General features: G+C 43.8%; 15 protein-coding genes. 3 read left to right on the top strand and 12 right to left on the bottom strand.

Features of this window, described 5'->3' with window-relative positions; all coding sequences use genetic code 11:
- Positions 1-63 precede the first annotated feature (63 nt).
- Positions 64-528 (top strand): CBS domain-containing protein, encoded by a 465-nt coding sequence (locus tag EV146_RS19275; protein ID WP_121613479.1) that lies wholly within the window; start codon positions 64-66, stop codon positions 526-528.
- 480 nt (positions 529-1,008) lie between these two features.
- Here EV146_RS19275 and EV146_RS19265 read toward each other — a convergent pair whose 3' ends face one another.
- The 6 genes from EV146_RS19265 to EV146_RS19240 form a co-directional block, all read right to left on the bottom strand.
- Positions 1,009-1,998 (bottom strand): pectinesterase family protein, encoded by a 990-nt coding sequence (locus EV146_RS19265; RefSeq protein WP_132009657.1) that lies wholly within the window; start codon positions 1,996-1,998, stop codon positions 1,009-1,011.
- A 9-nt stretch (positions 1,999-2,007) separates the two neighbouring features.
- Positions 2,008-2,916, bottom strand: a complete 909-nt coding sequence (locus EV146_RS19260; protein ID WP_132009654.1) for a dienelactone hydrolase family protein — start codon at positions 2,914-2,916, stop codon at positions 2,008-2,010.
- Positions 2,917-2,937: 21 nt separating this feature from the next.
- On the bottom strand, positions 2,938-4,302 hold the full coding sequence (locus EV146_RS19255) for a glycoside hydrolase family 28 protein (RefSeq protein ID WP_132009651.1): 1,365 nt from the start codon (positions 4,300-4,302) through the stop codon (positions 2,938-2,940).
- 1,033 nt (positions 4,303-5,335) lie between these two features.
- On the bottom strand, positions 5,336-6,856 hold the full coding sequence (locus tag EV146_RS19250; protein ID WP_132009766.1) for an extracellular solute-binding protein: 1,521 nt from the start codon (positions 6,854-6,856) through the stop codon (positions 5,336-5,338).
- A gap of 61 nt (positions 6,857-6,917) precedes the next feature.
- Entirely contained in the window at positions 6,918-7,568 is a 651-nt protein-coding gene (locus tag EV146_RS19245; RefSeq protein WP_132009648.1) for a YesL family protein, read from the bottom strand.
- 32 nt (positions 7,569-7,600) lie between these two features.
- Positions 7,601-8,482, bottom strand: a complete 882-nt coding sequence (locus EV146_RS19240) for an ABC transporter permease (RefSeq protein WP_132009763.1) — start codon at positions 8,480-8,482, stop codon at positions 7,601-7,603.
- A 422-nt stretch (positions 8,483-8,904) separates the two neighbouring features.
- Here EV146_RS19240 and EV146_RS19235 point away from each other — a divergent pair, with 422 nt between their 5' ends.
- Together EV146_RS19235 and EV146_RS19230 are read left to right on the top strand one after the other, a co-directional pair.
- A complete protein-coding gene (locus EV146_RS19235) occupies positions 8,905-9,774 on the top strand; it encodes a carbohydrate ABC transporter permease (protein WP_121613484.1) in 870 nt (289 codons plus the stop codon).
- 431 nt (positions 9,775-10,205) lie between these two features.
- The gene (locus EV146_RS19230) at positions 10,206-10,856 is read left to right on the top strand and encodes a DUF1801 domain-containing protein (protein ID WP_132009645.1); all 651 of its coding nucleotides are present in this window, start codon (positions 10,206-10,208) and stop codon (positions 10,854-10,856) included.
- A gap of 343 nt (positions 10,857-11,199) precedes the next feature.
- On the opposite strand, the gene EV146_RS19225 is transcribed toward EV146_RS19230, so the two are convergent.
- The 6 genes from EV146_RS19225 to EV146_RS19200 form a co-directional block, all read right to left on the bottom strand.
- The gene (locus EV146_RS19225) at positions 11,200-13,482 is read right to left on the bottom strand and encodes a helix-turn-helix domain-containing protein (RefSeq protein ID WP_132009642.1); all 2,283 of its coding nucleotides are present in this window, start codon (positions 13,480-13,482) and stop codon (positions 11,200-11,202) included.
- A 306-nt stretch (positions 13,483-13,788) separates the two neighbouring features.
- Entirely contained in the window at positions 13,789-14,475 is a 687-nt protein-coding gene (locus EV146_RS19220; protein WP_132009639.1) for a rhamnogalacturonan acetylesterase, read from the bottom strand.
- Between the two features lie 99 nt (positions 14,476-14,574).
- Positions 14,575-16,089 (bottom strand): extracellular solute-binding protein, encoded by a 1,515-nt coding sequence (locus EV146_RS19215; RefSeq protein ID WP_132009636.1) that lies wholly within the window; start codon positions 16,087-16,089, stop codon positions 14,575-14,577.
- Between the two features lie 345 nt (positions 16,090-16,434).
- On the bottom strand, positions 16,435-18,720 hold the full coding sequence (locus EV146_RS19210) for an Ig-like domain-containing protein (protein WP_241993969.1): 2,286 nt from the start codon (positions 18,718-18,720) through the stop codon (positions 16,435-16,437).
- Positions 18,721-19,026: 306 nt separating this feature from the next.
- A complete protein-coding gene (locus EV146_RS19205; RefSeq protein WP_132009633.1) occupies positions 19,027-20,154 on the bottom strand; it encodes a glycoside hydrolase family 88/105 protein in 1,128 nt (375 codons plus the stop codon).
- Between the two features lie 18 nt (positions 20,155-20,172).
- A complete protein-coding gene (locus EV146_RS19200) occupies positions 20,173-21,873 on the bottom strand; it encodes a glycoside hydrolase family 43 protein (protein ID WP_338419222.1) in 1,701 nt (566 codons plus the stop codon).
- Between the last annotated feature and the right edge of the window lie 210 nt (positions 21,874-22,083).

Raw genomic sequence — 22,083 nt, 5'->3', positions numbered from 1 at the left:
GGAGTTCATATATTGGAGTTGCCTTTTAAACTCTTATATTATTCACTAAAGAGGTGGTCAGTCATGAAGGTCAAGGATTTTATGATCAAGGATGTTGTCAAAGCGAAACCGAATGAGAGCATCAAAGATGTAATGAGCAGGCTGGTTGAAAAGAAAATTGGCGGTCTGCCGATCTGCAGTGAAGACGGCAAACTTTTGGGGATGGTATCCGACGGAGATATTTTGCGTGCCATCAAGCCCATTGACAGCCGCATTTATAGTTATCTTCTTTATATGGCCTTTGATGAAGGACAAAGCCTGGAAACGAGATTAGACAACCTGGCGGAGACGGAAATCATCAATATTGCCAAAACCAGGGGAATCATCTCCGTTTCCGAGAACGAAGATATGGAAAAGGCAGTCTCTCTCTTAGCAGAACACCATTTCAAGAAGCTCCCTGTCATTGACCATAACAGGCATGTAGTAGGTGTGATCAGCCGAGGAGATGTCATCAGAAAAATCCAATCCTCTATTATAAAAGAATACTAGAATCAAACAAGGGTGCCGTTTGGGCACCCTTCAGACTGTAGACAATTACGAGGTTGTTTACAGTTTTTTTTATTTGTTTGCGGGAAAAACGCGGCTGTTGATTTCCGTTCCAGGCGCTTCGCTTTCCTCGGGGCTGGCGCTGTGCCTCCTTATCCCACGCTCTTGCGGGGTCACACCTGTCCAACTGAGCCCGCAGGAGTCTGCGCGCCTTCCACTCCAATCAACAGGGTTTACAATGCCAATGTGGAGTATCACCAAGCTTATTCTAAAGATACCTCTCAAGGTGGTGTAGAATCCAGAAGTATTCAACCACAAATCAAGCGCCACCTCCCATTGTTAGCTCATTGTACAGAAAGCCGGGAACAAAAAGGGTTCGGAATGGGACCATTCCGAACCCCTTTTGGGCACCCTTTTCTTTTCATTATGGATTAAGACCGACTTCCCTTAATCAGCGAAAGCCCATTCACAGGCTGAACTTGATTACCCGTCCTGGGTGACTTCCTCCCAAATGGAAGGCCAATTCTCATCTTCTCCCAATACGTTTTTAAGGGTATACTCCCTGGCCTCTTTCTCCGTCAGCACTTTTGCCCATGGCACTCTGTTCTCCATGGATCCTCCTGGTCCCCTGCTGTTGAACTCCCCATAAAAGACTGTTTTTTCGGCATGCAGCTTTTCCCAGTTATGCCAGCCTTCCGGTTTAATATGCTCACCCATCCAACAATTGATAAATACGGTTTTTGCATAATCCCGCCATGGCCTGCCTAGGTAGACCGTATGGGCTGCAGCACTGCTCGTTAACCTGCAGTCCAAAAAGACATATCCGTATTTTTCTTCAGCCGGGGTGGATGCCGCCGTAATATATCCATTGATTTCCCTTGACTGGTCCAGGCTGTGTATCTCGCATTGCTGGAAGACAGAGGCTGCGGATCCGAAAATAAAATCCACATCTCCTTCCAGATAACAGTTCCTGAAATAGCTTCTTCCCATCTTTTTTTCCAGACCATCCCTGGGTCCGCCAAAGCGATTTCCTTCTATTGGCTTTGGCGGCAGCGGGGCAGTGAACAAAGTGTCCTGACTTCCTAAAAACGAGCAATTGTGGAATTCCACCATGTCTGCGTCCACATATAGTGCTACTGCCTGCCCGACAACGGTCCCGCTGCCAGCATTGTTTTCAAAGGTGATATTTTTGGCGAGGAAGCTGTCTCCAGTGATAATGGTGCTGTATGAACCAAATGTCCCCATTTTCTCTCCATTGTCCATTAACTTCCTGGCATAATCATCGAATGTAATTTTCACTTTCGTACGGTCTGTTCCGATTAAAGAAATAAAGGGTTTGTGGATTTCAAGCTTTTCTTTATACACACCATCCTTGATGTAAATAACAACTCTCTTTTTATTGTCATCCGGTATGGTATCGATCGCTTCCTGAACACTGGTAAATTGTCCGCTTCCATCTTGAGCTACAATCATAAAATCACCCTATAAATTAGTTTGAAGGAATCTGCAGGCTTCCGCTCTCATGCCAGCTGTTTCAATGTGGCCGCAGTGATAGCGGACCATCTTCCAGTTCTCGGGCACCCCGGCCTCTGCATATTCCTTTGTCAATTCCTCATCAATGATTCCAAGCCCGGCATAAGGGGTCAGTTTATCATGATTACCTACCAGACTAAGATGGGACCGCGGGACTATCAGCTTTTGAATATCCGCCGTGGAAAAGTATTTTAATAAACCGGGAACATAGGAGTAAAAACCATGATGGTCCAGCCCTCCTTTTTGAATCAAGGATTCAGCCTCCACCTGGGCGGCGATATCAATGCAAACTTTGATTCGATCATCAAGGGCTGAGAGCCACCATGCCATCAAACCACCCATCGACATTCCCAATGTGGCAACCCTTGACGGATCAACCTCCTCCCTTGACATTACATAGTCAAGTGCCGTAATACTGTCAAACAACATTCTGCCCCACATGACTTGGCCTTTCCAAAGCAATTCCTTGAATATCTCGCTTTCTGCCCTGCCCCGTCTCTCGCCAAACCCAATCATGTCCATACAAAGGACACCATAGCCCATGGCAGTCAATTGTTCCGCATAAGACGGGTTTTGAAGATAATCACTGCTTTGGATCAGCTCTGTTTTCCCGATATGATAATTTCCTCCATGGGAATGGTTGAACAGCACTACCGGCAATTTTCCATCTGTTTCTTTCGGGCGGGCAAAATACGCCGGAATCTGTTCGTCTCCCTCTCCGCTTAACAAAAGGACCTCAAGCAAGTAGTCCCCTTTATCATGTACAGCCAATGGCTTTGCAGCAGGAATCTGGTTCCTTTCGGGCAAATCTCCTAATAAATTTAATAACTTCCGGCGTTTTGTTTCCTGGGATTCCATTTTGATTTCTCCTTTTGGCATTTAGATCTGATGAACGGATGTTACGTTCTTAAAGACCGCGATCGATTCCTCTACTGTCCGCGGCTGTTTGGAGCGGCAGCCGGCCAGTTCGATATCTTTACCATTTTCAATATAAAAAGCCGGTCCTTCATGATTGCTTACTGTTACTCGATTAAACGAGATATCGGTGACATTGCAGCAGAAAAAGCCGCGCTGTTTCATGGGTTCAAGCTCAGCCATCATCGCCGGCATTCCAGGTTCTGCGTCCTCCGCCATGGCGACCGAAATATGATCAAAGGTGATATCTTCCACATACATTTCGGCGAGTCCATATAAAAAGCCGGCGGCTGCACTGACTTCACGGGCAGTAATATTGGAAAAATGAATTCTTCTGAAGGCTGGCGTCTCTTCCGTCACAGGGTAAGGATTTTTGTCATAGACATATTTGTCTTTTCCCCGCGGGCCGCAGAAATAATATAAATTGGCGATAAAAGGACAGATGACTCCTTTCATGACAATATTGTTTACTCGAATGTCCTCAATGACCCCGCCGCGGCCCCGTCTTGATTTTAAGCGGATGCCCCGGTCTGTTCCTTCAAAGACACAGTTGCTGACGGTCACATTTCGGATGTCCCCGCTCATTTCACTTCCAAGGACAACGCCGCCATGGCCGTGAATCATCGTACAGTTGGTAATCGTAATATTTTCACAGGGAACCCGCCTGGCCGTATCTTCAGTTCCCGATTTAATGGCAATACAATCATCGCCCACATCAATATGGCAGTCTGAAATGCGTACATTCCGGCAGGATTCCGGGTCAATTCCGTCTGTGTTTGGCGAATCGGCCGGATTTTCAATCGCAATATTATGGATCGTTACATCTTCACAAAGAATGGGATTCACGGTCCAGCTAGGTGAATTGACCATTTTTACTCCGGAAATCAGGACATGCTTACACGTATCAAAGCTCACCAGTTTCGGCCTGGGATATTGATTTTGTTTGTTGCGAAACAAGTCCCACCAAAATTGTCCATTTCCATCAAGGATTCCATGTCCTGTCACGGAAATATTTTCGCTGTCCTCCGCATAGATGCAGGAAGCATAAACCTCCCTTTTCACACCTTCCCAGCGGGAATGTACAACAGGATATTCATTGACGTCCGTACTAAAGGACAGTACCGCGCCAGCCTCCAAATACAAGTTCACATTGCTTTTTAAAATAACCGCTCCTGTCAGAAAACGGCCGGCCGGAACATAAACCGTTCCTCCGCCTTTTTCCGCACACCTTTTTATCGCTTCCGAGATGGCTGCTGTATTGATTGTCCTTCCATCATTTACAGCACCAAACTGCCGAATATCATATGTACTTGATGCAAGAGTTTCCATGTAATGACCTCCTCTATTTTATATTTCGCTATTTTTCGGCTATTGAGCGAAGAGTTTCTGGCTGATAGATTTTAAGGCTTGTAACTAGTATTTCGGGAAAATCAGATCTTTCTCCTGCCTGAAATGTTAACGTTTGCATTTTTATGTTTCATTTTTATCTGCTTTACCTGCTCTCGATAATGAGGAGAGGTGTCAAGCTTTATTATGATGACGGTTTTCTTCACAATTCTCGTTAGTTTCGGCTTCATGAAGACTAGTTTTCTCGGAAATCCCTCTGAGTTCGGTCTTCATTGGCTTTATGAAGACTAGTTTTCTCGGAAATCCCTCTTAGTTCGGTCTTCATCGGCTTCATGAAGACTAGTTTCCTCGCAAATCCCTCTTAGTTCGGTCTTCATTGACTTCATGAAGACTAGTCTCCTCGCAAATCCCTCTTAGTTCGGTCTTCATCGGCTTCATGAAGACTAGCTTTCTCGCAAATCCCTCTTAGTTGGGTCTTCATCGGCTTTATGAACACTAGCTTTCTCGCAAATCCCTCTTAGTTCGGTCTTCATTGACTTCATGAAGACTAGTTTCCTCGCAAATCCCTCTTAGTTCGGTCTTCATCGGCTTTATGAAGACTAGTTTCCTCGCAACTCTCTCTGAATTAGTCTTCATCGGCTTTATGAGAACTAGTTTTCTCGCACATCACACTGAATTCCGTCTTCATCCGCTCTATGCAGGATTGTTTTCCTCGCAGAACCTCCCAGAGTTTCGTCCTCAGCCTCTCAATTGCAATGATCTCTCTCGGCTTTTTACTAGTTGGTTTGCCTAATCAAGTTCAAACCTGCATGTTAAAAACTGGTTATTCACCTTCATTTATTTTACCTTTTTCTGAATCTCTAAAACCATACCTAGCTTTGCCAGAGGGGGAATTCCTCCGCTGATTTACCGTATGGTTTCACGTCAAAGGAACATTTTTAACAGAAGCAGCCCTTTCCTTTTACCTTCTTATTAAAGAATAAAAGTGAAAGGGCGATCTGCTTATCTGCTAAAATTACTTATTAGCCTTTTCATAGGCAGCCTCGAATTCTTCTCTCATGCTGTCTCCGCCGGATTTCTTCCATTTTTCAACCTCTGCATCAAATCCCTTTTCATCAATGTCCCCCATAATATACTTGATGGTGGCATCGATGATGATTTTTTCAAGCTCGGTTCCCCGTTCGCTGGCTGTTTGTGATTCTAGCGGAACGGTTGGATCAAGAACGGCAAAATCAGCATTTTCTTTAATTTGTTCATTGACAAGCTGCTTATCAGGGTCTCCGTCAATAATATTGTGGGTAATTTCGCTTGGTCTTGAGCTGGAGAATGGCTGGACATCCTGCTGCCATTTTTCATTATCAAGAATTTTAAACTCGCCGTTTTCGCCAACCTCATAATGCTCCCCTTCAATTCCGCCTGTCATCAGCATAAATACTTCTTCATCAATTAAATCATTCACAAACTGGAGAAGGCGTTTTAATTCAGCCTCCGTTTTGACTTCTGATTTTGGAAATGCCATCAAGCCGCCGATTCCGCTGTTTTCGGACCAGATATGGTATTCACCGTCCGGGCTCTTGATTTTGTTGACTGGGACGATTTCCATCTCATTTTGAATTCCTTGAGCAAGGTTCTTCAAACCGGTAATTCCTACTAGGCCAGTAAAAATTCCGGTTTTTCCTTGTGCGAATTTTTCCATCTGGTCATTTTTCGGTGTGACGGCAAAATCTTTATCCACATAGCCGTTTTCGTACAATTTCCTCGAATACTCCATTGTATCTTTATATGCCTGTGTTTCGAATTCCGCTGTAAACTTGCCGTTCTCATCTACAGCCCAGCCGTTTGGCGTTCCAAAATAAGAACTTAAAGTTTTAAAGTTTCCGTACCTTAGTTCGTTCCGGTCACCAAATCCAACTGTATCGTCCTTGCCATTTCCGTCAGGGTCGCCTTCCGTGAACGCCTTGGCCACTTCATACAGTTCGTCCAGGGTGGTTGGAGCTTTTAATCCCAGCTTGTCCAGCCAATCCTTACGAAGGAGGAGTCCAGAACGTGCAAGGTCTTTTTGGAATGGAACACCATACAGCTTGCCTTCAATCGACGCAGCCGTTCGCATTTCTTCAGAAATCAGCTTTAAATTATCATAATCATCGAGGTATTCCCCGACCTCCCAAAACATCCCTGCTTTTAAAGATTGCCTGACCGAGGAATTTGTCAGCATAGTCAAGGAAATGATGTCTGAAAGCTCGCCCGATGCCAGGGCTGCGGTAATCCTTTCTTCTTTTGATGCATCCGGCACCCAATTAAATTTGATATTAGAGTTCGTTTCCTCCTCAATTTTCTTCAGAATGGTATCTGTCGGCGTAGACGGGGTATGCAGAATGGCTGTCCAGCTGACATCCACCTTTGAGTTAGGGTCAAATTTTTCTGTTTCGCTGCTGGCTTTTTCGCCGCCGCTTGAACAGGCTGCCAGCAGAAGCTGTGAAGCGATTAAAGCACTTAATGCTGCTACTTTTCTTTTATTCTTTTTCATTTTCTTCATCATTCTCTTCATCCCCTTTTAATTGTTTGTTTTTAAGCAATCATTTTAAGAAGGCAGGCGTTTAAACCTTACCACCTCCTTTAATGAGGCTGTCATTTACTTTTACATCGTGTATTCCAGCCTGGATTTCGATTCTCTTAAACACTTGATTCGCCATCCACATGGTCATATAGCTTCCGATACTGATGCCAAAAAAGGTAAGCACTCCCGGAACGTGGTATAAAAGATAATAAACAGCTCCCAGGGCAGCAAAAAGAGTTAATGTATACTGCAAATAAGAAAGTCCAAATAAAACGGAACACTTTACTTTCAGAACCGGACTTTTCCAGTCATAGTGAACAAGGATGGGAAAAATGTAAAACAGGGAGACGGCATAGAGAAAACAAATGACCATCAGCAGCCCTTTAAGTGCCTGCGACTGTACATAGATCAGGTCAACATACAAGATCATCCCGCATGCCAGATAAAACAGGCCAGCCCCCAGCGATTCTTTAAAGCCGGAACGATAGGCATTGAAATACGTTTTGAATATGGGCAGGTCCTTATTCCCGCGAACCCACTGCCTCATAACCGTAAACATGGCATAAGTCGCCGGCCCGAAACCGAATATAATCAACCCGAGGAGAGTGAACACCACCCATAAAACCTGAATATAAACCAGCATTAGAATCATCTTGCAAATCTCATTAAACAGCTCACCAACCCGATCCATCGCGGCCTCTCCTTTGTTAACGTTTTCATTATTTAATACAATCCATCTTCTCCGAATTTTTTAGCCAGTTTGTTTGCTCCTATGACCAATATCAATCCAACAAGCCCTTTGAATAACCCGACAGCGGTACTGTAGCTTAGCTGTCCGTTTTTCAGCCCGGCAGTATAGACGTAAGTATCAAAGATTTCCATTGCTTCACGATTTAGCGAGTTTAATAGGAGATATACATGTTCAAAACCAAGGTCCAGGGTTTGACCGATTTTTAAAATTAACAGAATGATGATGACTGGACGGATGGCCGGCAGTGTGACATGCCATATTTGTCTCAAACGATTGGCGCCGTCCATTTTTGCAGCCTCATATAATTGAGGATCCACAGCTGTTACCGCTGCTAAATAAATGATCGTGGACCAGCCCATTTCCTTCCATACAATCTGCAAAATATACATGGCACGTGTCCAGCTTCCATCGGTAAGGAAACCAATCTTTTCCCCGCCAGCTTTGGCAATCATTTCGTTTATTAGCCCTCCATCGACTGTTAAGAAGACGTATGAAATCGAAACGATGATGACCCAGGACATAAAATGCGGGATATAAATCACCGTCTGGACGGCATTTTTAAACATTTTCACCCTTACTTCATTTAACATGAGAGCCAGAATAATCGGGATTGGAAAAAAGATAAATAGATTTAAAGCAAATAAAAAGAGCGTATTCGATAACAACATAAAGAAGGTAGGTTCTGTAAACAACCTTATAAAGTGCTTAAACCCTGCCCATGGACTCCCGGTAATCCCCAAAAAAGGCTGATAGTCCTGAAAGGCAATCATAAGCCCGCCCATAGGAAAATACTTAAAAATAATAAAGTACAAAAGGCCAGGTGCGATCATGAGATACAAATACTTGTTCTTCATTAATCTGGCTAAACTATTTTTCCTGGTTTCTTTCAATGTTTTCTGATCCAGAGCTGGCGGAACTCCTTTAGGATCTTTGGCAACAACAACGGTTTCTCTCACCAAGAATACCCCCTACGATTTTACTCATGAATTTTCCTGTACATTTATAAGGTAAAAAAGTTTTGGAATAACGTCTATAATCATTCTGTCAGGTGATGAGAATAAGGGGGAAACAAGCTGTTTTGGACCGGAATCTAACGAAATGATTACGCTTTCATAAAGTGAGCATCCTTGCATATTCTCTCCCTTTCACCCTGTTTTTACTGGCATAATCATCTTTACTGAGCCTATTAAACGAGATGGAAAAATGATTATAGACGCTCCATTTTGCCCATTGATATATTGGAAACAAGAAATAAATACAACCGGAGGGATTATCCATGCACGAAAATACTTTAGGGAATCGTATTTTTAACTTTATTAATTATACGATATTGCTGATCATTGCGTTAGCCTGTCTCATTCCTTTCCTGAACGTCATCTCCAGTTCCTTTGCGACAACCCAGGAGGTCGTTTCAAAAGATTTTATCCTGTTTCCTACTACTTTTACTTTGGCCGCCTATGAATATATCTTTTCAACTCCTACGATTTTTAAAAGCTTTGCTGTTTCCATAGGTGTTACAGGAGTTGGAACCCTGGTTAGCATGGTTCTGACCTCATTGATGGCCTACGGGCTCTCACGCAAGTACTTACATGGAAGAAGAGCGATCAACTTCATCGTCGTATTTACGATGCTATTCAGCGGCGGTATGATTCCCACTTATCTCGTAGTAAAAAACCTGGGCTTGATCAATACTTACTGGGCATTGATTCTCCCGGTTGCCATCAGTGCCTTTAACCTGATCATTATGAGAAACTTCTTTCAGGCGATTCCTGATAGCCTCGAGGAATCCGCAAAGGTAGATGGCTGCAATGATTTAATGATCTTTTTTAAAATCATTCTTCCATTGTCCCTGCCATCCATCGCGACGATCTCGTTATTTTACGCCGTTGCCTACTGGAACGAATACACGAATGCCATCCTTTACCTGAATGATTCAGGCAAATGGCCAATCCAGGTCCTGCTGCGCCAAATCGTCATTGTATCCAGCGGGATGCAGGCAGATAATACAGCCGTCGAGATTGTCCCGCCTGCCCAGACCATCAAGATGGCGGTCATCACCGTTGCCACTCTGCCCATGCTGATCGTCTATCCATTCCTGCAGAAGTACTTTGTCAAAGGTGCATTTGTAGGGTCTGTAAAGGCTTAATTAAAGATCGTTTGAGTATACTGTTAGAGCCAACTGTCTTGCAAATGGAGAAATGGTGTGCCAACTGAAATCAGTTTGGCACGCCATTTTTCATTTTAGGTTTCTTCATTGGGACGGTCCTTGTTTAATCGGCGTTTAGCTGAACAACCAGATGTCTTTGTGTGTTTTTTGCAGAATATAACATGGGACAAGATGAGAAAAAACAGGTACATTTTAAAAACGGACATTTACTTTTATATCCGCTAGGAAGTAATATTGTGGCATAGATGTTGGGTGGCAGCACAGCGATCAGTCACATTTTGGATCACTTCTTGAGGGAGATTAAGACTAGCTTTCAAGCGGGCATGGGAAAGATTTATGGTTGATCAATATTCAAGTAATGCCAAAAATGTGTGAAGACTGTCAGCTGATGAAAAAAGAGGTGTATCTTCATGACAAATAGCGGAACGAAACTTAAAGTTGATGAATTTTTAAGCAATGCCAAAGAGTGGAAGGAAGAATATAAGAAGTTAAGAGAGATTGTTCTTGACTGCGAGCTGACGGAAGATTTTAAGTGGATGCATCCTTGTTATACGTTTGGGAATAAAAACATCGTTTTAATTCATGGCTTTAAAGAATATTGTGCGCTTCTGTTTCACAAAGGTGCCCTGCTGCAGGATCCTCGGGGCATCCTAATCCAGCAAACGGAGAATGTACAGTCAGCGCGCCAGATTCGTTTCACAAATGTTGAAGAAATAGCTGAAATGGAAAACATCCTGAAAGCCTATATTTTGGAAGCCATTGAAGTTGAAAAAGCCGGTTTGAAAGTGAATGTTAAAAAAGATATCGAATTCACCATTCCTGAAGAACTTCAAACTAAATTCGATGAAATCCCTGCATTGAAAACTGCTTTTGAAGCATTGACGCCGGGACGGCAACGAGCATACATTTATCATTTTTCCCAGCCCAAACAATCCAAGACCCGAGTGGCAAGGATTGAAAAATGCATGCAGCGAATTCTCAATGGAAAAGGATTAAATGATTGCACTTGTGGCCACTCCCAAAAGATGCCCTCCTGTGACGGCTCTCACAAGTACATTTAGTAAGGAAATAAGGGAATTACATAAGCTATTCCCTTACTTTACCTACATTCGAACTCCCTTTTTGCTTGCAGGTTTAAAACTAAAAGAAGGCTCCTTAGAGTATAAACAAACGCCCGTGTCACAGGCTTCTGCAATATAAAAGGCTGTACGAATGCCTGTTCATTTGCTTCACCAGGTAACTGGAGGGGCGGTTGCCTGTCTATCAGCCTTTTTTGCCGGCTGGTTCCCGAACACCTGCCTCATTCGGATACCGATAAAAAAGTAGCGGCAATAAATTGCACGCTACTCTTGGTCTTTCCCATTTTATTTAGCTCTTTTTCAAGGGTTCCCTCCCGCAATGGATCTACCCCTTGATACTTAAATAATTTTCACGTTGAAGCTCCCGGTATTTTCCGGGGGTAGTGCCTTCTATTTTACGGAAGGATCGGATAAAGTTCTGCGAGTTGTTATACTGCAGTTTTTCCGAGATTTCTTTCACGGACATATTTGTTTCGGTGAGCCATTTCTTTGCCATTTCAAAACGGTAAAGAGACAGATATTCGCTAAAGGACTGTTTGAATTCCTTTTTAAAGATGCTGCTCAGATAATTTTTATTATAATGAAGCCGTGATGCGAGAAGGTCCAATGATAAGTCAGTATCGTATTCATTTTGGATAATGTGAATCATTTTTTCGGATATGCTCTTGTATTGAGAATCCGTTCTTTCCGTTACGGTGTCGATCATCGGATAAACCATTCTATTCTTGACAAACAACTCTATTTCTTCTGAAGTTTTCATTTCGGAGATGGCTTGATAGATTGTTTTATGGTCTTCCATTACCAGGGTATCCATTCCCATTACCTGCCGAAGACTCATCAGATCATTCAGGAATCTCATGATATTGACTTCCAGCTCATGCGGGTTCTGATTATGCTTGAAGAGGTCTGCAAGCAGCTGATGAAGAGTTTCCTTCGCCTTTTCACTTTCCCCGAGCTTAATACAATCGAACAGCTGATTTTCAAGCATTTTAGGAAAATAGGTTTTGATTTCGCTATTATTAATAATTTCGGATACACTTTCATAAAAAATGATCGATTCTTTGCCGATTTTGAGCCGGTATTTCAGAGCTTCAATTCCCTGCGCCAAGGCTTCGCTTGTTTCAGTCAGCTGGTCAAACGGGCGGCTGACCCCAATGCTGATGGATAAGTTAAAGATTTCCTTGACTGTTTTCTGGATGCTTTCGGCATATTGATTGATCAGCAGTTGATGCTGATCGTAGTTTTTATCAGGACATATGAATATCGTCGCCTGTGTTTTTGAATCGATCACGGTTGGAGTCAGCTGTTTCTCTGCGTCAATCACCTCGGAAACAATCTGGTTAACTGAAAATAACAGCAAGTCCTTGTCTTTTCTGGTATACTCCCTGCTGTCCAACTGGTCGAATTGGATGGCGAGGACATAAAGACTTCCCCAATCCCTCGTATATTGATGGTCCTTTAACTCCTCTGCTATCTCCCGTTCATTCATGCGCCCATGGAAGAGATGCAGCATGAATAGGGTCTTTAACTGTTCATGCTGGGAGGTAACAATCGTTTCAAGGGACTGATTTTTTTCCATTACCTCACGGACAGAATTTCCGATCAGCTCAAACTCGTCTTTCATTCCGTCTTTTGGCATTTTGGGGATGATATATTTCTGAAGCTCCCGGATGGGCTTCGAAAAATAATCGGAACTCACATAGGCAATGATGATCATGACCACCAGCATAAAGACACTCATGAGAACAGTGCTTATTATGGTTGGTTTCATTGCCTGGGAAAACTCCGTACTGCTTATTTTTGAAACATAGATCCAGCCGTTATAGCCTGATCTTGAATAAGCAACTTTATATTTCTCATCTTCACTTTTCACATCAAAGATGCCGGTTTGTTCACGGTGCCCATTTAACAGCGTTTCCACTGTTTTTTTATGGATGCCGCTTTCCGCTTTATCACCAGATTTACTTTGGAACAGAAGCGTGCCATCCTGACTGTAGATGAACATGGGGCTCGTTTCAGAATGTTTATAGATCAGGCTTGACAACGATTTGATTGGAATATCAATAATCAGGATCCCATTTCTCTGAGATTGATAGAATGGAGTTTGCTTAACCAGCTTGAGGCTGCTCCCATCTTCTTTGTCTTTCAGCCAGGTCGAAGGGTTTGGCAGTGAAAGATATTTTGAAGTGATTTCATTTCTTTTAGCGGGCGTAAGCTTTTTTAATCCATGCTTGTCAATGATCCAGTTTCCTTTTAAACTGACAAGGTCCACTGTCGTACGGCTGGGACCAAATGAAGAAATATAGTTTAATTGCTTATCGATTACCCGGTAGGCAGGAAACTCTCTGGCGGTGAGCGACTGATTGATATACGTTTTAAACGGTGTATCATGAATATAGGAATTAAAAGAATAGTCCAGGGCCTGCAGCTTTTGTTCCAGTGTATTCATCGTCTGAACAACATTTTCCTGTTTTTCAAGAGTGATTTTCTCTTCAAAAGACTCTTTTGTAAAAAGAAAGGCAAATCCATTAAATAACATCATGGCAAGAGTGCCAACTATAACAAAAGGAATAAAAATGCGGTAAAAGTACTTTGGTTTCTGCTTCACTTATGTCCCCCTTCCTTCATTTCGTTTTAAAACGCTTACATTATTTATAATTTATTAAATATTGTAACATATTGTCAACATGCCTAATGGCATATAATCACAAATTTAGTTGATTATGTTCCTATAAACCCTTTTGCAGACTAAAATATAAGATAATGATTATCTCTTAATCTGCTGATTATTTAGGGAATAAGCTTGATTACAGTGGAAAAAGGATGCCGTTTTGGTCACAGCATCCTTTTCTATTAAGGCATTGATTTTTGAGGTTCATTCCATAAAATTTAAAAAAAGATACAATGCAGAATCTTAAACCAGCCAACTTTTTATTGGCAAATCACTTTCTTTTAACGCCTTGGCAATTAATTCTGCCACCGCTTCCGCCCCTCTTTCATTAAAATGGGTGTTGTCCTCAATTCCGTCCGGATAGTTGTCAGATTCCCCGGGAGCTAGATGCAAATAATATTTCTTCGATTCTTCCTTGCCGGCCGCATCCATAAATTCACGGGTCATTTTATGGACATCCAGCAGAAGCACTTCATTTTTCCCGGCAAAATCGATCATGGCCTTGGGGTACTCCCCAACCGACATCGAATCAGCTTTGTTATCTGAATCAAACATACGCCGAGTCACGGAAGTCAATAAGATCGGTGTTGCCTGCTTTTGGACGGCGACCTCCACAAACTCCTTTAAATTCTCCTGATAATCTCCGTACGGCTGTGTTCCTCGTTCAGGATCTTCTATTTTCTGGTCGTTGTGGCCAAATTGAATCAACAAAAAGTCACCTGGTTTGATGCTCTTCTCTATATGAGCTAAATGACCTTGATGAATAAACGATTTTGTACTTCTTCCGTTGAGTGCGCGATTCTCAATGACCACATTCCTTATAAAATACTGCTGGAATACTTCACCCCACCCTGTTTCCGGGCGCTTATCGCTGGTTTTCCCTGCAGCCGTGGAGTCACCGGTTAGATAAATGGTTATTTTTTTATCCATGATACTCTGCTCCTTCTGCCATTCATTCTGGGCCCGCTAGGCATATAAAGACAGGCTGGTTAAAGGAAGCACCCTTCCTTTAACCAGTGAAACCTATCCTTACTTTTCGGCCTTTTTGTAAGCTTCCTCATACTCTGTCCGCATGCTGTCCCCGCCTGATTTCTTCCATTTCTCCACTTCTTCATCAAACTGCTTTTCATCCATTTCGCCCATTATATATTTGATTGTGGCGTCAATGATCAGTTTTTCGAGCTCGGTTCCCCGTTCGCTCGCCGTTGGAGATTCGAGCGGGAAAGTAGGGTCAAATACGGCGAATTCTGCATTTTCCTTGATTTGCTCTTTCATCAGCTGTTTATTGGGATCTGCTTCTTTCAGCTGATGCTTTTGATCACTTGGCCTTGAGCTCGCAAAAGGCTGGACGTCCTGCTGCCACGCATCATTATCCAGTATTTTATACGCCCCATTTTCGTCAAATTCATAGTGTTTGCCTTCGATCCCGCCTGTCATCAGCATGAATACTTCCTTATCCATCAAATCATTCACAAACTGGAGCACGCGCTTTAACTCCGCCTCCGTTTTCACCTCAGATTTTGGAAAGGCCAGCAAGCCGCCGATTCCGCTGTCCTCTGACCAAATATGATATTCTCCATCAGGACCCTTAATTTTATTGACTGGAATAATCTCCATTTCATTCTGGATTCCTTCAGCCAAGTTCATTAAGCCTGTCAGGCCAACCAGCCCTGTAAAAATGCCTGTTCTCCCCTGGGCGAATTTATCCATCTGGTCATTTTTGGGTGTTACGGCAAAGTCTTTATCCAGATAGCCGTTTTTATATAATTTTCTTGAATACTCCATTGTATCTTTATAGGCCTGTGTTTCAAATTCAGCTGTGAATTTTCCATTTTCATCCACTGCCCATCCATTTGGTGTTCCGAAATAGGAGCTTAATGTTTTGAAGCTGCCGTATTTCAGCTCATTGCGGTCCCCAAAGCCAACGGTATCATCTTTTCCATTTCCATCAGGATCATCTTCCGTAAAAGCTCGGGCAACTTCATAAACCTCATCAAGAGTGGCTGGCGGCTTTAACCCCAGGTTGTCAAGCCAGTCTTTGCGGAACAGCAGGCCTGAGCGGGCAATATCTTTTTGAAATGGCACTCCGTACAGCTTGCCCTCAATTGAGGCTGCCGCCCTTGTTTCCTCCGTTATTTCCTTTAAGTTGTCGTAATCATCCAAATATTTTTCCACTTCCCAGAACATCCCTGATTTTAATGATTGCCTGATGGAAGAATTGGAAAGCAAATTTAGGGAAACAATGTCTGTCAATTCTCCCGAGGCAAGTGCCGCTGTCATTCGCTCTTCCTGAGAAGCAGCTGGGACCCAATTGAACTGGATGTCAGCGTTTGTTGCCTCTTCAATTTTATCCAATACCACATCTGTTGGAGCAGAAGGTGTATGGAGCATGGCCATCCAGGATACTTCCAGTTTGGAACTAGGATCATATTTTTGCGATTCGGAGCTGGCCTTCTCACTGTCACTTGAACAGGCCGCCAGCAGAAGCTGGGATGCTATAAGCACATTCAAGACTGCTGCCTTTCCATATTTCTTCTTATTCATTGCGAATCCCCTTTACCATTTTTAATTGTTCAGCCTGCTGATTTTAGTTTTACTTCGCCAGCGGCCTTTGTCTTAAGAATTTGTTATCAGTACGATTGCTTAAGTAAAAAATTGAAGGTTAAAATCAAGAACCTTCTGCATGATTTTAATGGATAACGTCCACCGTCTTTAAATGACAATACTGGATCAATCAAGGTTAACCCTGCTGGCAGTCAAGATCTCACGAAGTGCTGCCCTTTAATCGATTGAGCGTCCTTTATTGAAAATATGGGCAATCAGAACCGTTTATTTTCCAAAGCCGTCTGGTAAAGTCCAGACAGCCAACTAGAATCAGGATAGGGCAGTTTACTTTTCCTTCAGGCTGATGTGTGTGAAGAGTGCTGTGTTATAGTGATTGAGCTGGCTAGTATTTTTCGCCCCATCTACTGCAAAACCAATATAAATTTCCTTGCCCATCTTAATATCTTTGCTCCCGACTTCTGTCCATGTTTTACCATCCTCGGAAGCGTAGCCTGTGATCGTGCTGCCGGTTTTTGAGATTTTCAGCCAATAAGGAAGGGTGGTTCCTTTAATGGATGGGACCCCAATATCCTCTGGGCGGTCGTTCTCCCCCGGTGCCAAAATGGCCTCTCCTTCCTTTGTTCTGGCCGAGAAGTGGACCGAGTATGGTGTAGCCTGCTTATCGGCTTTCACAACCGAGGTACTGATCATGGCTGCAGCTGCATCGTCCTCAAGACTTTTCCGAATCATCAAGCCAGAGATGGCGTTGTTGTCAACTTGGGTCAGTGAGTCGATTCTTGCCGTGAGTTCTGCATCTCCTTTTAATTTCTTGAAGGCAAAGTGGAAGGAGTCGGTTTTCTGGTCGATTCTGCCTGAGCCTTTGACGGTCAATCCATCGTTGTTTCTGTACGCGGCACCTTTGATCGGAACATTTCCAATATCTTTTGACGTCCAATCACCTGTCTGTTTTGCGGCATTTACATGGATTGGCATAGAAGTCGTCTGTGTTTCGTTCCCATTTTTATCGATGGCTTTTGCCGAAACAAACCAAGTACCATCCGGTGCATTCTTCCAGACAAAGTGAAATGGCTTCTCCAGGGATTCACCTATTTTTTTATCATTCTGGTAATATTCCACCTTGGCAATCTCACTTTTATCCTTCAGCTTTACTTTCATATGGATAGAAGAGCCTGCCGTATAAATGTTGTTCAACCTCGGAGACACCAGTTCGACCTCGGGATTGACAGCTTCCTTGTTTATATCAACGAGGGAATTTAAATAGACTTCCAGATTCGAATAGCCGGAATCGGTAATGACCTTGCCGTCTTCCTTGTTGGCTGGATTCAGGCCCATCTTTTCTTCCCATTGATCCGGCATCCCGTCATGGTCAGAATCTGCAGGTGCTTCCCCGGATTTTAAGTTAGGATATCCGCCTGTTTCCCATTCATTATTAATGAACCTGCCTGTGCCATTTTTCACGTCATTGACGATCCTGGCATCCACCGCATCTCTATGGGGATAGACTGCCCCTGCTTTTTTCAGGACTTCCTCATACGCTGCCTCAGCGGGCTTAATGTTCAGTGTATCATGTCCCAGCACCCCAAAAGGAGTATCAGAGAAGTATGTGCCATTCTTAATCTCTTCTGTTCCTAATGTATTGTCCTCTGAAACATCCTCGTTTCCATACATATAGTTGCCGGAGATATAAAACCAGCTGGATCTTCCGGATTGTCCGGGGCTGACTATCCGTTTTTTGATGGCCTCATGGGTAGCTGGGCCTGGCTTGTAATAATTATTGATAACATTGTTTTCCTGGTCATTTCCTCCATACGTCGAATTAAAGCCCCAATTGTAAATGACATTGTTGACCATATCTGTACTTGAAACGGAGTGCACCTTGTTTCCTGTATTCCCAAGTGCCGGCAGCCTGCTAGTATGGCTGGCAATCAGGTTATTGGCAAAGGTAGCATTTTCTCCGCCCCAGATTCCTCCATACCCATGCCTGCCTTTTACATGTCCTGAAATATACAAGCTTTCACTGATGATGCTCCACTGAAGTGTCGTATTTTCATTTCTGTAGAAAGAAAGTGTTTCATCTACCGACCAGCTTGTAGAAATGTGGTCAATGATGGCATTTTTAACGTCACGGCCACCGAAAGCATCGGGTTCTGCCTCAATATTTTCACTTCCAGGTCTGAATCTCAGATACCGGACAATGATATTTTCAGAACCAGAGATGTCCGTCCCAAAACCTGCGACAGCAATTCCGTCACCAGGGGCTGTCTGGCCGGCGATTGTTACGTTTTTCTGGTTGATCTTTAACGGCTGCTTTAGATGGATGGTGCCGGAAAGTTTAAAAACAATCGTCCGGTTTCCCCGGCTGACAGCATCTCTCAGGGAACCCTTGATTGGGAGTTCTTCCGGGCCATAATCCTCAAGTGTCGTTACTTCATAAACGTCATGCCCGCGGCCGCCGCTTGCGTACATTCCCCCTCCCTCAGCTCCGGGAAAGGCCAGTACCCTGCTGGTTTCCTCGGCCGCATCCGCTTGCCGGGGAATCGCTGCTGTTTCAAACAGCCCCATGAATAACACACTTGCCGCAAGTATCACCGAAATACTTTTCCATTTCAAAACCTCGTCCTCCTTTACCGTGTTTTCATTCGTTAATAGCGCTTTCATTTCGTGACGCTGTCAAAACTTGCAGGCAACCGCAACAAAATGCAGCGTTATTCCTAGAAAAGCTTTCATTTCCTGATACAAAGACAATCCCAGCCCAAATAAAATGGAAACGCCCGTTGAATCCTCTGGTGGTTAATGACGTTCCCGACCTAAAAAGTGCCTCTTGCCTTGTTTGATTTTTTATTCCTCTGTTTTCTGCAGGCTATTTATTAGTTATAACAGCCGGGCGTTGCTTCCCGGCTATGGGACGTCTTCTACTTACTTTGCCTGACTGATCTTTTCCATTTCAGCTGCCGCCAGTATGAACGCCCCGACTCCTTTTAAATCGTTGGTAATAATGGGTTCGCTAATGTAATATTCAAAGGTGCCATCCCTTTTATCCGGTCCGCCCAGTCCGGCGACCTGGCAATTTTTATTCAGGTTGACCAACCCTTCGCTGGTGACGGTAATAAATTCTTCGATCACTCCATCAAAGACTTTTTGAGCGGTTTCCAGCCACTCTTTGCCCAGCAGCTCCTGCCTGAACCCTTTGGCCATGGCATATAAAATCATGCAGGAGGCCGAAGCTTCAAGGTAATTTCCTTTCCGCTCCCCTTGATCAAGTACCTGGTACCACACATTAGATTCCTTATCCTGGACATTTTTCAGGGCACCCAGGACTTCCTTAAGGAGGGAAATGAGCCTGCTTCTGTCTTTATGGTTTTCTGGAAGGAAATCCAGCGTATCCACAAGCCCCATTACAAACCAGCCCATGGACCGGCCCCAGAAATTTTTGGACAAACCTGTTTCCGGATTGCACCAATGCTGGACTTTCTTTTCGTCAAATGCATGGTAAAGCAGTCCCGTCTCATGGTCTTTTGTATTTTTGGCACAGATTAAAAACTGACTTGCAACGTCATCGAATTCCTCTTCCTGTCCGAATTCTTTTATATATTCGGCGTAAAACGGCGATCCCATATACAGACCATCCAGCCAGATTTGCCACGGATATACTTTTTTATGCCAAAAAGCTCCTTCTGATGTGCGTGGATGGGACTGCAGCTGGCTGCGCAGCCTGTCGATGGCCTTTTTGTATTTTTCCTCGCCTGTTTCCCGGTATAAAGTGATCAGTACTTTGCCATTATTGATATGGTCGATATTAAAGGCATTGATGTCATATTCGCGGATGTTCCCCTCGTCATCAACAAAAGCATCCATATTCTTTTTCATGTATTCAAGGTATTTAGGGTTTCCGGTGATTTTCCAGACCGATTCAAATCCTTTTAGAACAACGCCATAATCATACGACCATTTGTCATTGTACACACCCTCGCATAGCAATGGCCTCCGTTCCATCACTGAATCGGCCATTCTCTGCGACCAGCTGCTCGTTTTCGTTTCAATCATGTTTGATCCTCCTCCTTTTTATTTGGCTTTGTATGAGAAATAGTCAAAATCGGCATGCTTTTTCGTGCCCTGCAAATCCTGGACAGCGATTCCGACATAGTTTCCGGTAAATCCATTCCCTTCATCGGAAAGATGGGAAATCGAGATTGGCACCCCCATTTCCTTCCACTCGCCATTTTCACAGGAGTGGGAAAATTTCACGGAGTCTTCTTCAAGCAACGCCTTTAGTCTGCATGGTGAGGTTCCTTCTACTGGAATTTTCATATTAAGATGCTCAAACTCTCCCCAGGCACATTTCATGATATCGAGTATCTTGCCTTTTTCCTCATCCCTTGAAAGATAAAAATAGACATAGTTATCGGTATTGTAATAGAGTACTAGTCCGGCCATTTGCAGAAAATGGTCCGGTTCAAATTCAATAGATGTTTCCACCTCACAGGACAGGTGCTGCTGTCTCCGGGCAATTAGGTGCTGATCGGTCAAGGAATGCAGAGATTCACCGCCCCGAATCCGTAAATAGTCCTTTCTCTCTGTTAATGTGCACCAGGATTCGTCGGGTGCAGAGCGCAGTGTATTCCACGTCTTATGTAATTCTTCTCCCCTGAAATGATCGTGTTCATTGTTGTCCGCTGGGAAAGGATGCTCCGGCAAGGCTGGTGCAATGACTTCCGTTTCCGGCTCAATTCCCCCGTGTTCAAGCCGGAGCCAGCCATCCTCGGTCCATTTGACACGCTGGAGGGCCGTTTCCCTCCCTAAAATGGAATACTCACCCTTAACCGGGCGACTGCACAGATGAGCCATATACCATTCACCTGTCTGGGTGCAAACGATACTGCCATGGCCGGCCTTTTGCAGCGTCAGCTTTTTATCGTGGACAGAAGTCATCATGGGGTTCTGTGGGTCCACTTCATAAGGACCGGTGATTTTTCGGGACCGCGCCACAGTGACAGCATGTGTCCACCCAGTTCCCCCTTCTGCCGTGACAAGATAATAATAGCCATTCTGTTTATAGATGTGGGGAGCCTCGGTTTTTCTTAAATCCGTTCCGTCGAAAATCTTATAGATGGGACCAGTCAGCTTGTTCTCTTCCGGTGAGTATTCCTGCATCACAATCCCGGCGGATTTGTTCCTGCCCTCAATCCGATAATCCCACTGGATGTTTAAAAACCATTTTCGGCCATCTTCATCATGAAACAGGGATGGGTCGAAGCTGCCGCTGTTCATAAAGACAGGTTCCGACCACGGTCCCATAATATCCGTCGAGGTCATAAGGTAGTTATGGGCATCCTTAAAGGGATATTTGCTTCGTTTCATATCAGTAAATACAAAATAGAAGATCCCATCATGGCAGCTTAATGCAGGAGCCCACACACTTCCAGAATCGGGATTTCCGGCAAAATTCACATTGGTCAGGATATTGGTAAGATGCCTCCAGTTCCGCAAATCCTTCGAATGGTAAACCGGTGCACCTGGGTACCACTCAAAAGTGGAAGTGACAAGATAATAATCCTCTCCATTGCGAACCATGCACGGATCCGGATTAAAGCCAGGCAAGATGGGATTAATGATCATTGATTGGTTTTGGTTTTCCATTATCATTCTCCTTTCAAGCTTGTTTTCAATTAAGTAGTCTAGTAAAAGAACATGACGATGTGGTGGTAGGGCGATAGCCGCTGTTGGTCCATGCGATGCTTTTTTATAGGCAGCTTCATTACTCATTCTCCGATCCGTTTACCAGATGCAGGGAATCACTGTACAACTTAAAGGTAAAGAATTTATCGCATAACGTCTACAATCATTGTGTCAGGAAGCCCGATGGTATTGGAAGTAAAGCGCTTTCCACCTATAACCTGATAAGATGATTACACATTGAACAAGTGAGCATGACTGAATCTGGCCATTAACAACGTCGGGGTCTGACCCGCTTTA

It is taken from the genome of Mesobacillus foraminis, assembly GCF_004340465.1.
Lineage (GTDB): Bacteria > Bacillota > Bacilli > Bacillales > Cytobacillaceae > Mesobacillus_B > Mesobacillus_B foraminis.
This window is presented reverse-complemented; position numbering and strand designations above follow the sequence as displayed.

Excerpts from the sequence above, each read along its gene's own strand:
- EV146_RS19255 (WP_132009651.1), bottom strand. The coding sequence starts at position 4,302 with ATGGAAACTCTTGCATCAAGTACATATGATATTCGGCAGTTTGGTGCT.
- EV146_RS19215 (WP_132009636.1), bottom strand. The coding sequence starts at position 16,089 with ATGAATAAGAAGAAATATGGAAAGGCAGCAGTCTTGAATGTGCTTATA.
- EV146_RS19240 (WP_132009763.1), bottom strand. The coding sequence starts at position 8,482 with ATGAAGAACAAGTATTTGTATCTCATGATCGCACCTGGCCTTTTGTAC.
- EV146_RS19245 (WP_132009648.1), bottom strand. The coding sequence starts at position 7,568 with ATGGATCGGGTTGGTGAGCTGTTTAATGAGATTTGCAAGATGATTCTA.
- EV146_RS19200 (WP_338419222.1), bottom strand. The coding sequence starts at position 21,873 with ATGAGTAATGAAGCTGCCTATAAAAAAGCATCGCATGGACCAACAGCG.
- EV146_RS19250 (WP_132009766.1), bottom strand. The coding sequence starts at position 6,856 with ATGAAGAAAATGAAAAAGAATAAAAGAAAAGTAGCAGCATTAAGTGCT.
- EV146_RS19230 (WP_132009645.1), top strand. The coding sequence starts at position 10,206 with ATGACAAATAGCGGAACGAAACTTAAAGTTGATGAATTTTTAAGCAAT.
- EV146_RS19220 (WP_132009639.1), bottom strand. The coding sequence starts at position 14,475 with ATGGATAAAAAAATAACCATTTATCTAACCGGTGACTCCACGGCTGCA.
- EV146_RS19235 (WP_121613484.1), top strand. The coding sequence starts at position 8,905 with ATGCACGAAAATACTTTAGGGAATCGTATTTTTAACTTTATTAATTAT.
- EV146_RS19275 (WP_121613479.1), top strand. The coding sequence starts at position 64 with ATGAAGGTCAAGGATTTTATGATCAAGGATGTTGTCAAAGCGAAACCG.
- EV146_RS19260 (WP_132009654.1), bottom strand. The coding sequence starts at position 2,916 with ATGGAATCCCAGGAAACAAAACGCCGGAAGTTATTAAATTTATTAGGA.
- EV146_RS19205 (WP_132009633.1), bottom strand. The coding sequence starts at position 20,154 with ATGATTGAAACGAAAACGAGCAGCTGGTCGCAGAGAATGGCCGATTCA.
- EV146_RS19265 (WP_132009657.1), bottom strand. The coding sequence starts at position 1,998 with ATGATTGTAGCTCAAGATGGAAGCGGACAATTTACCAGTGTTCAGGAA.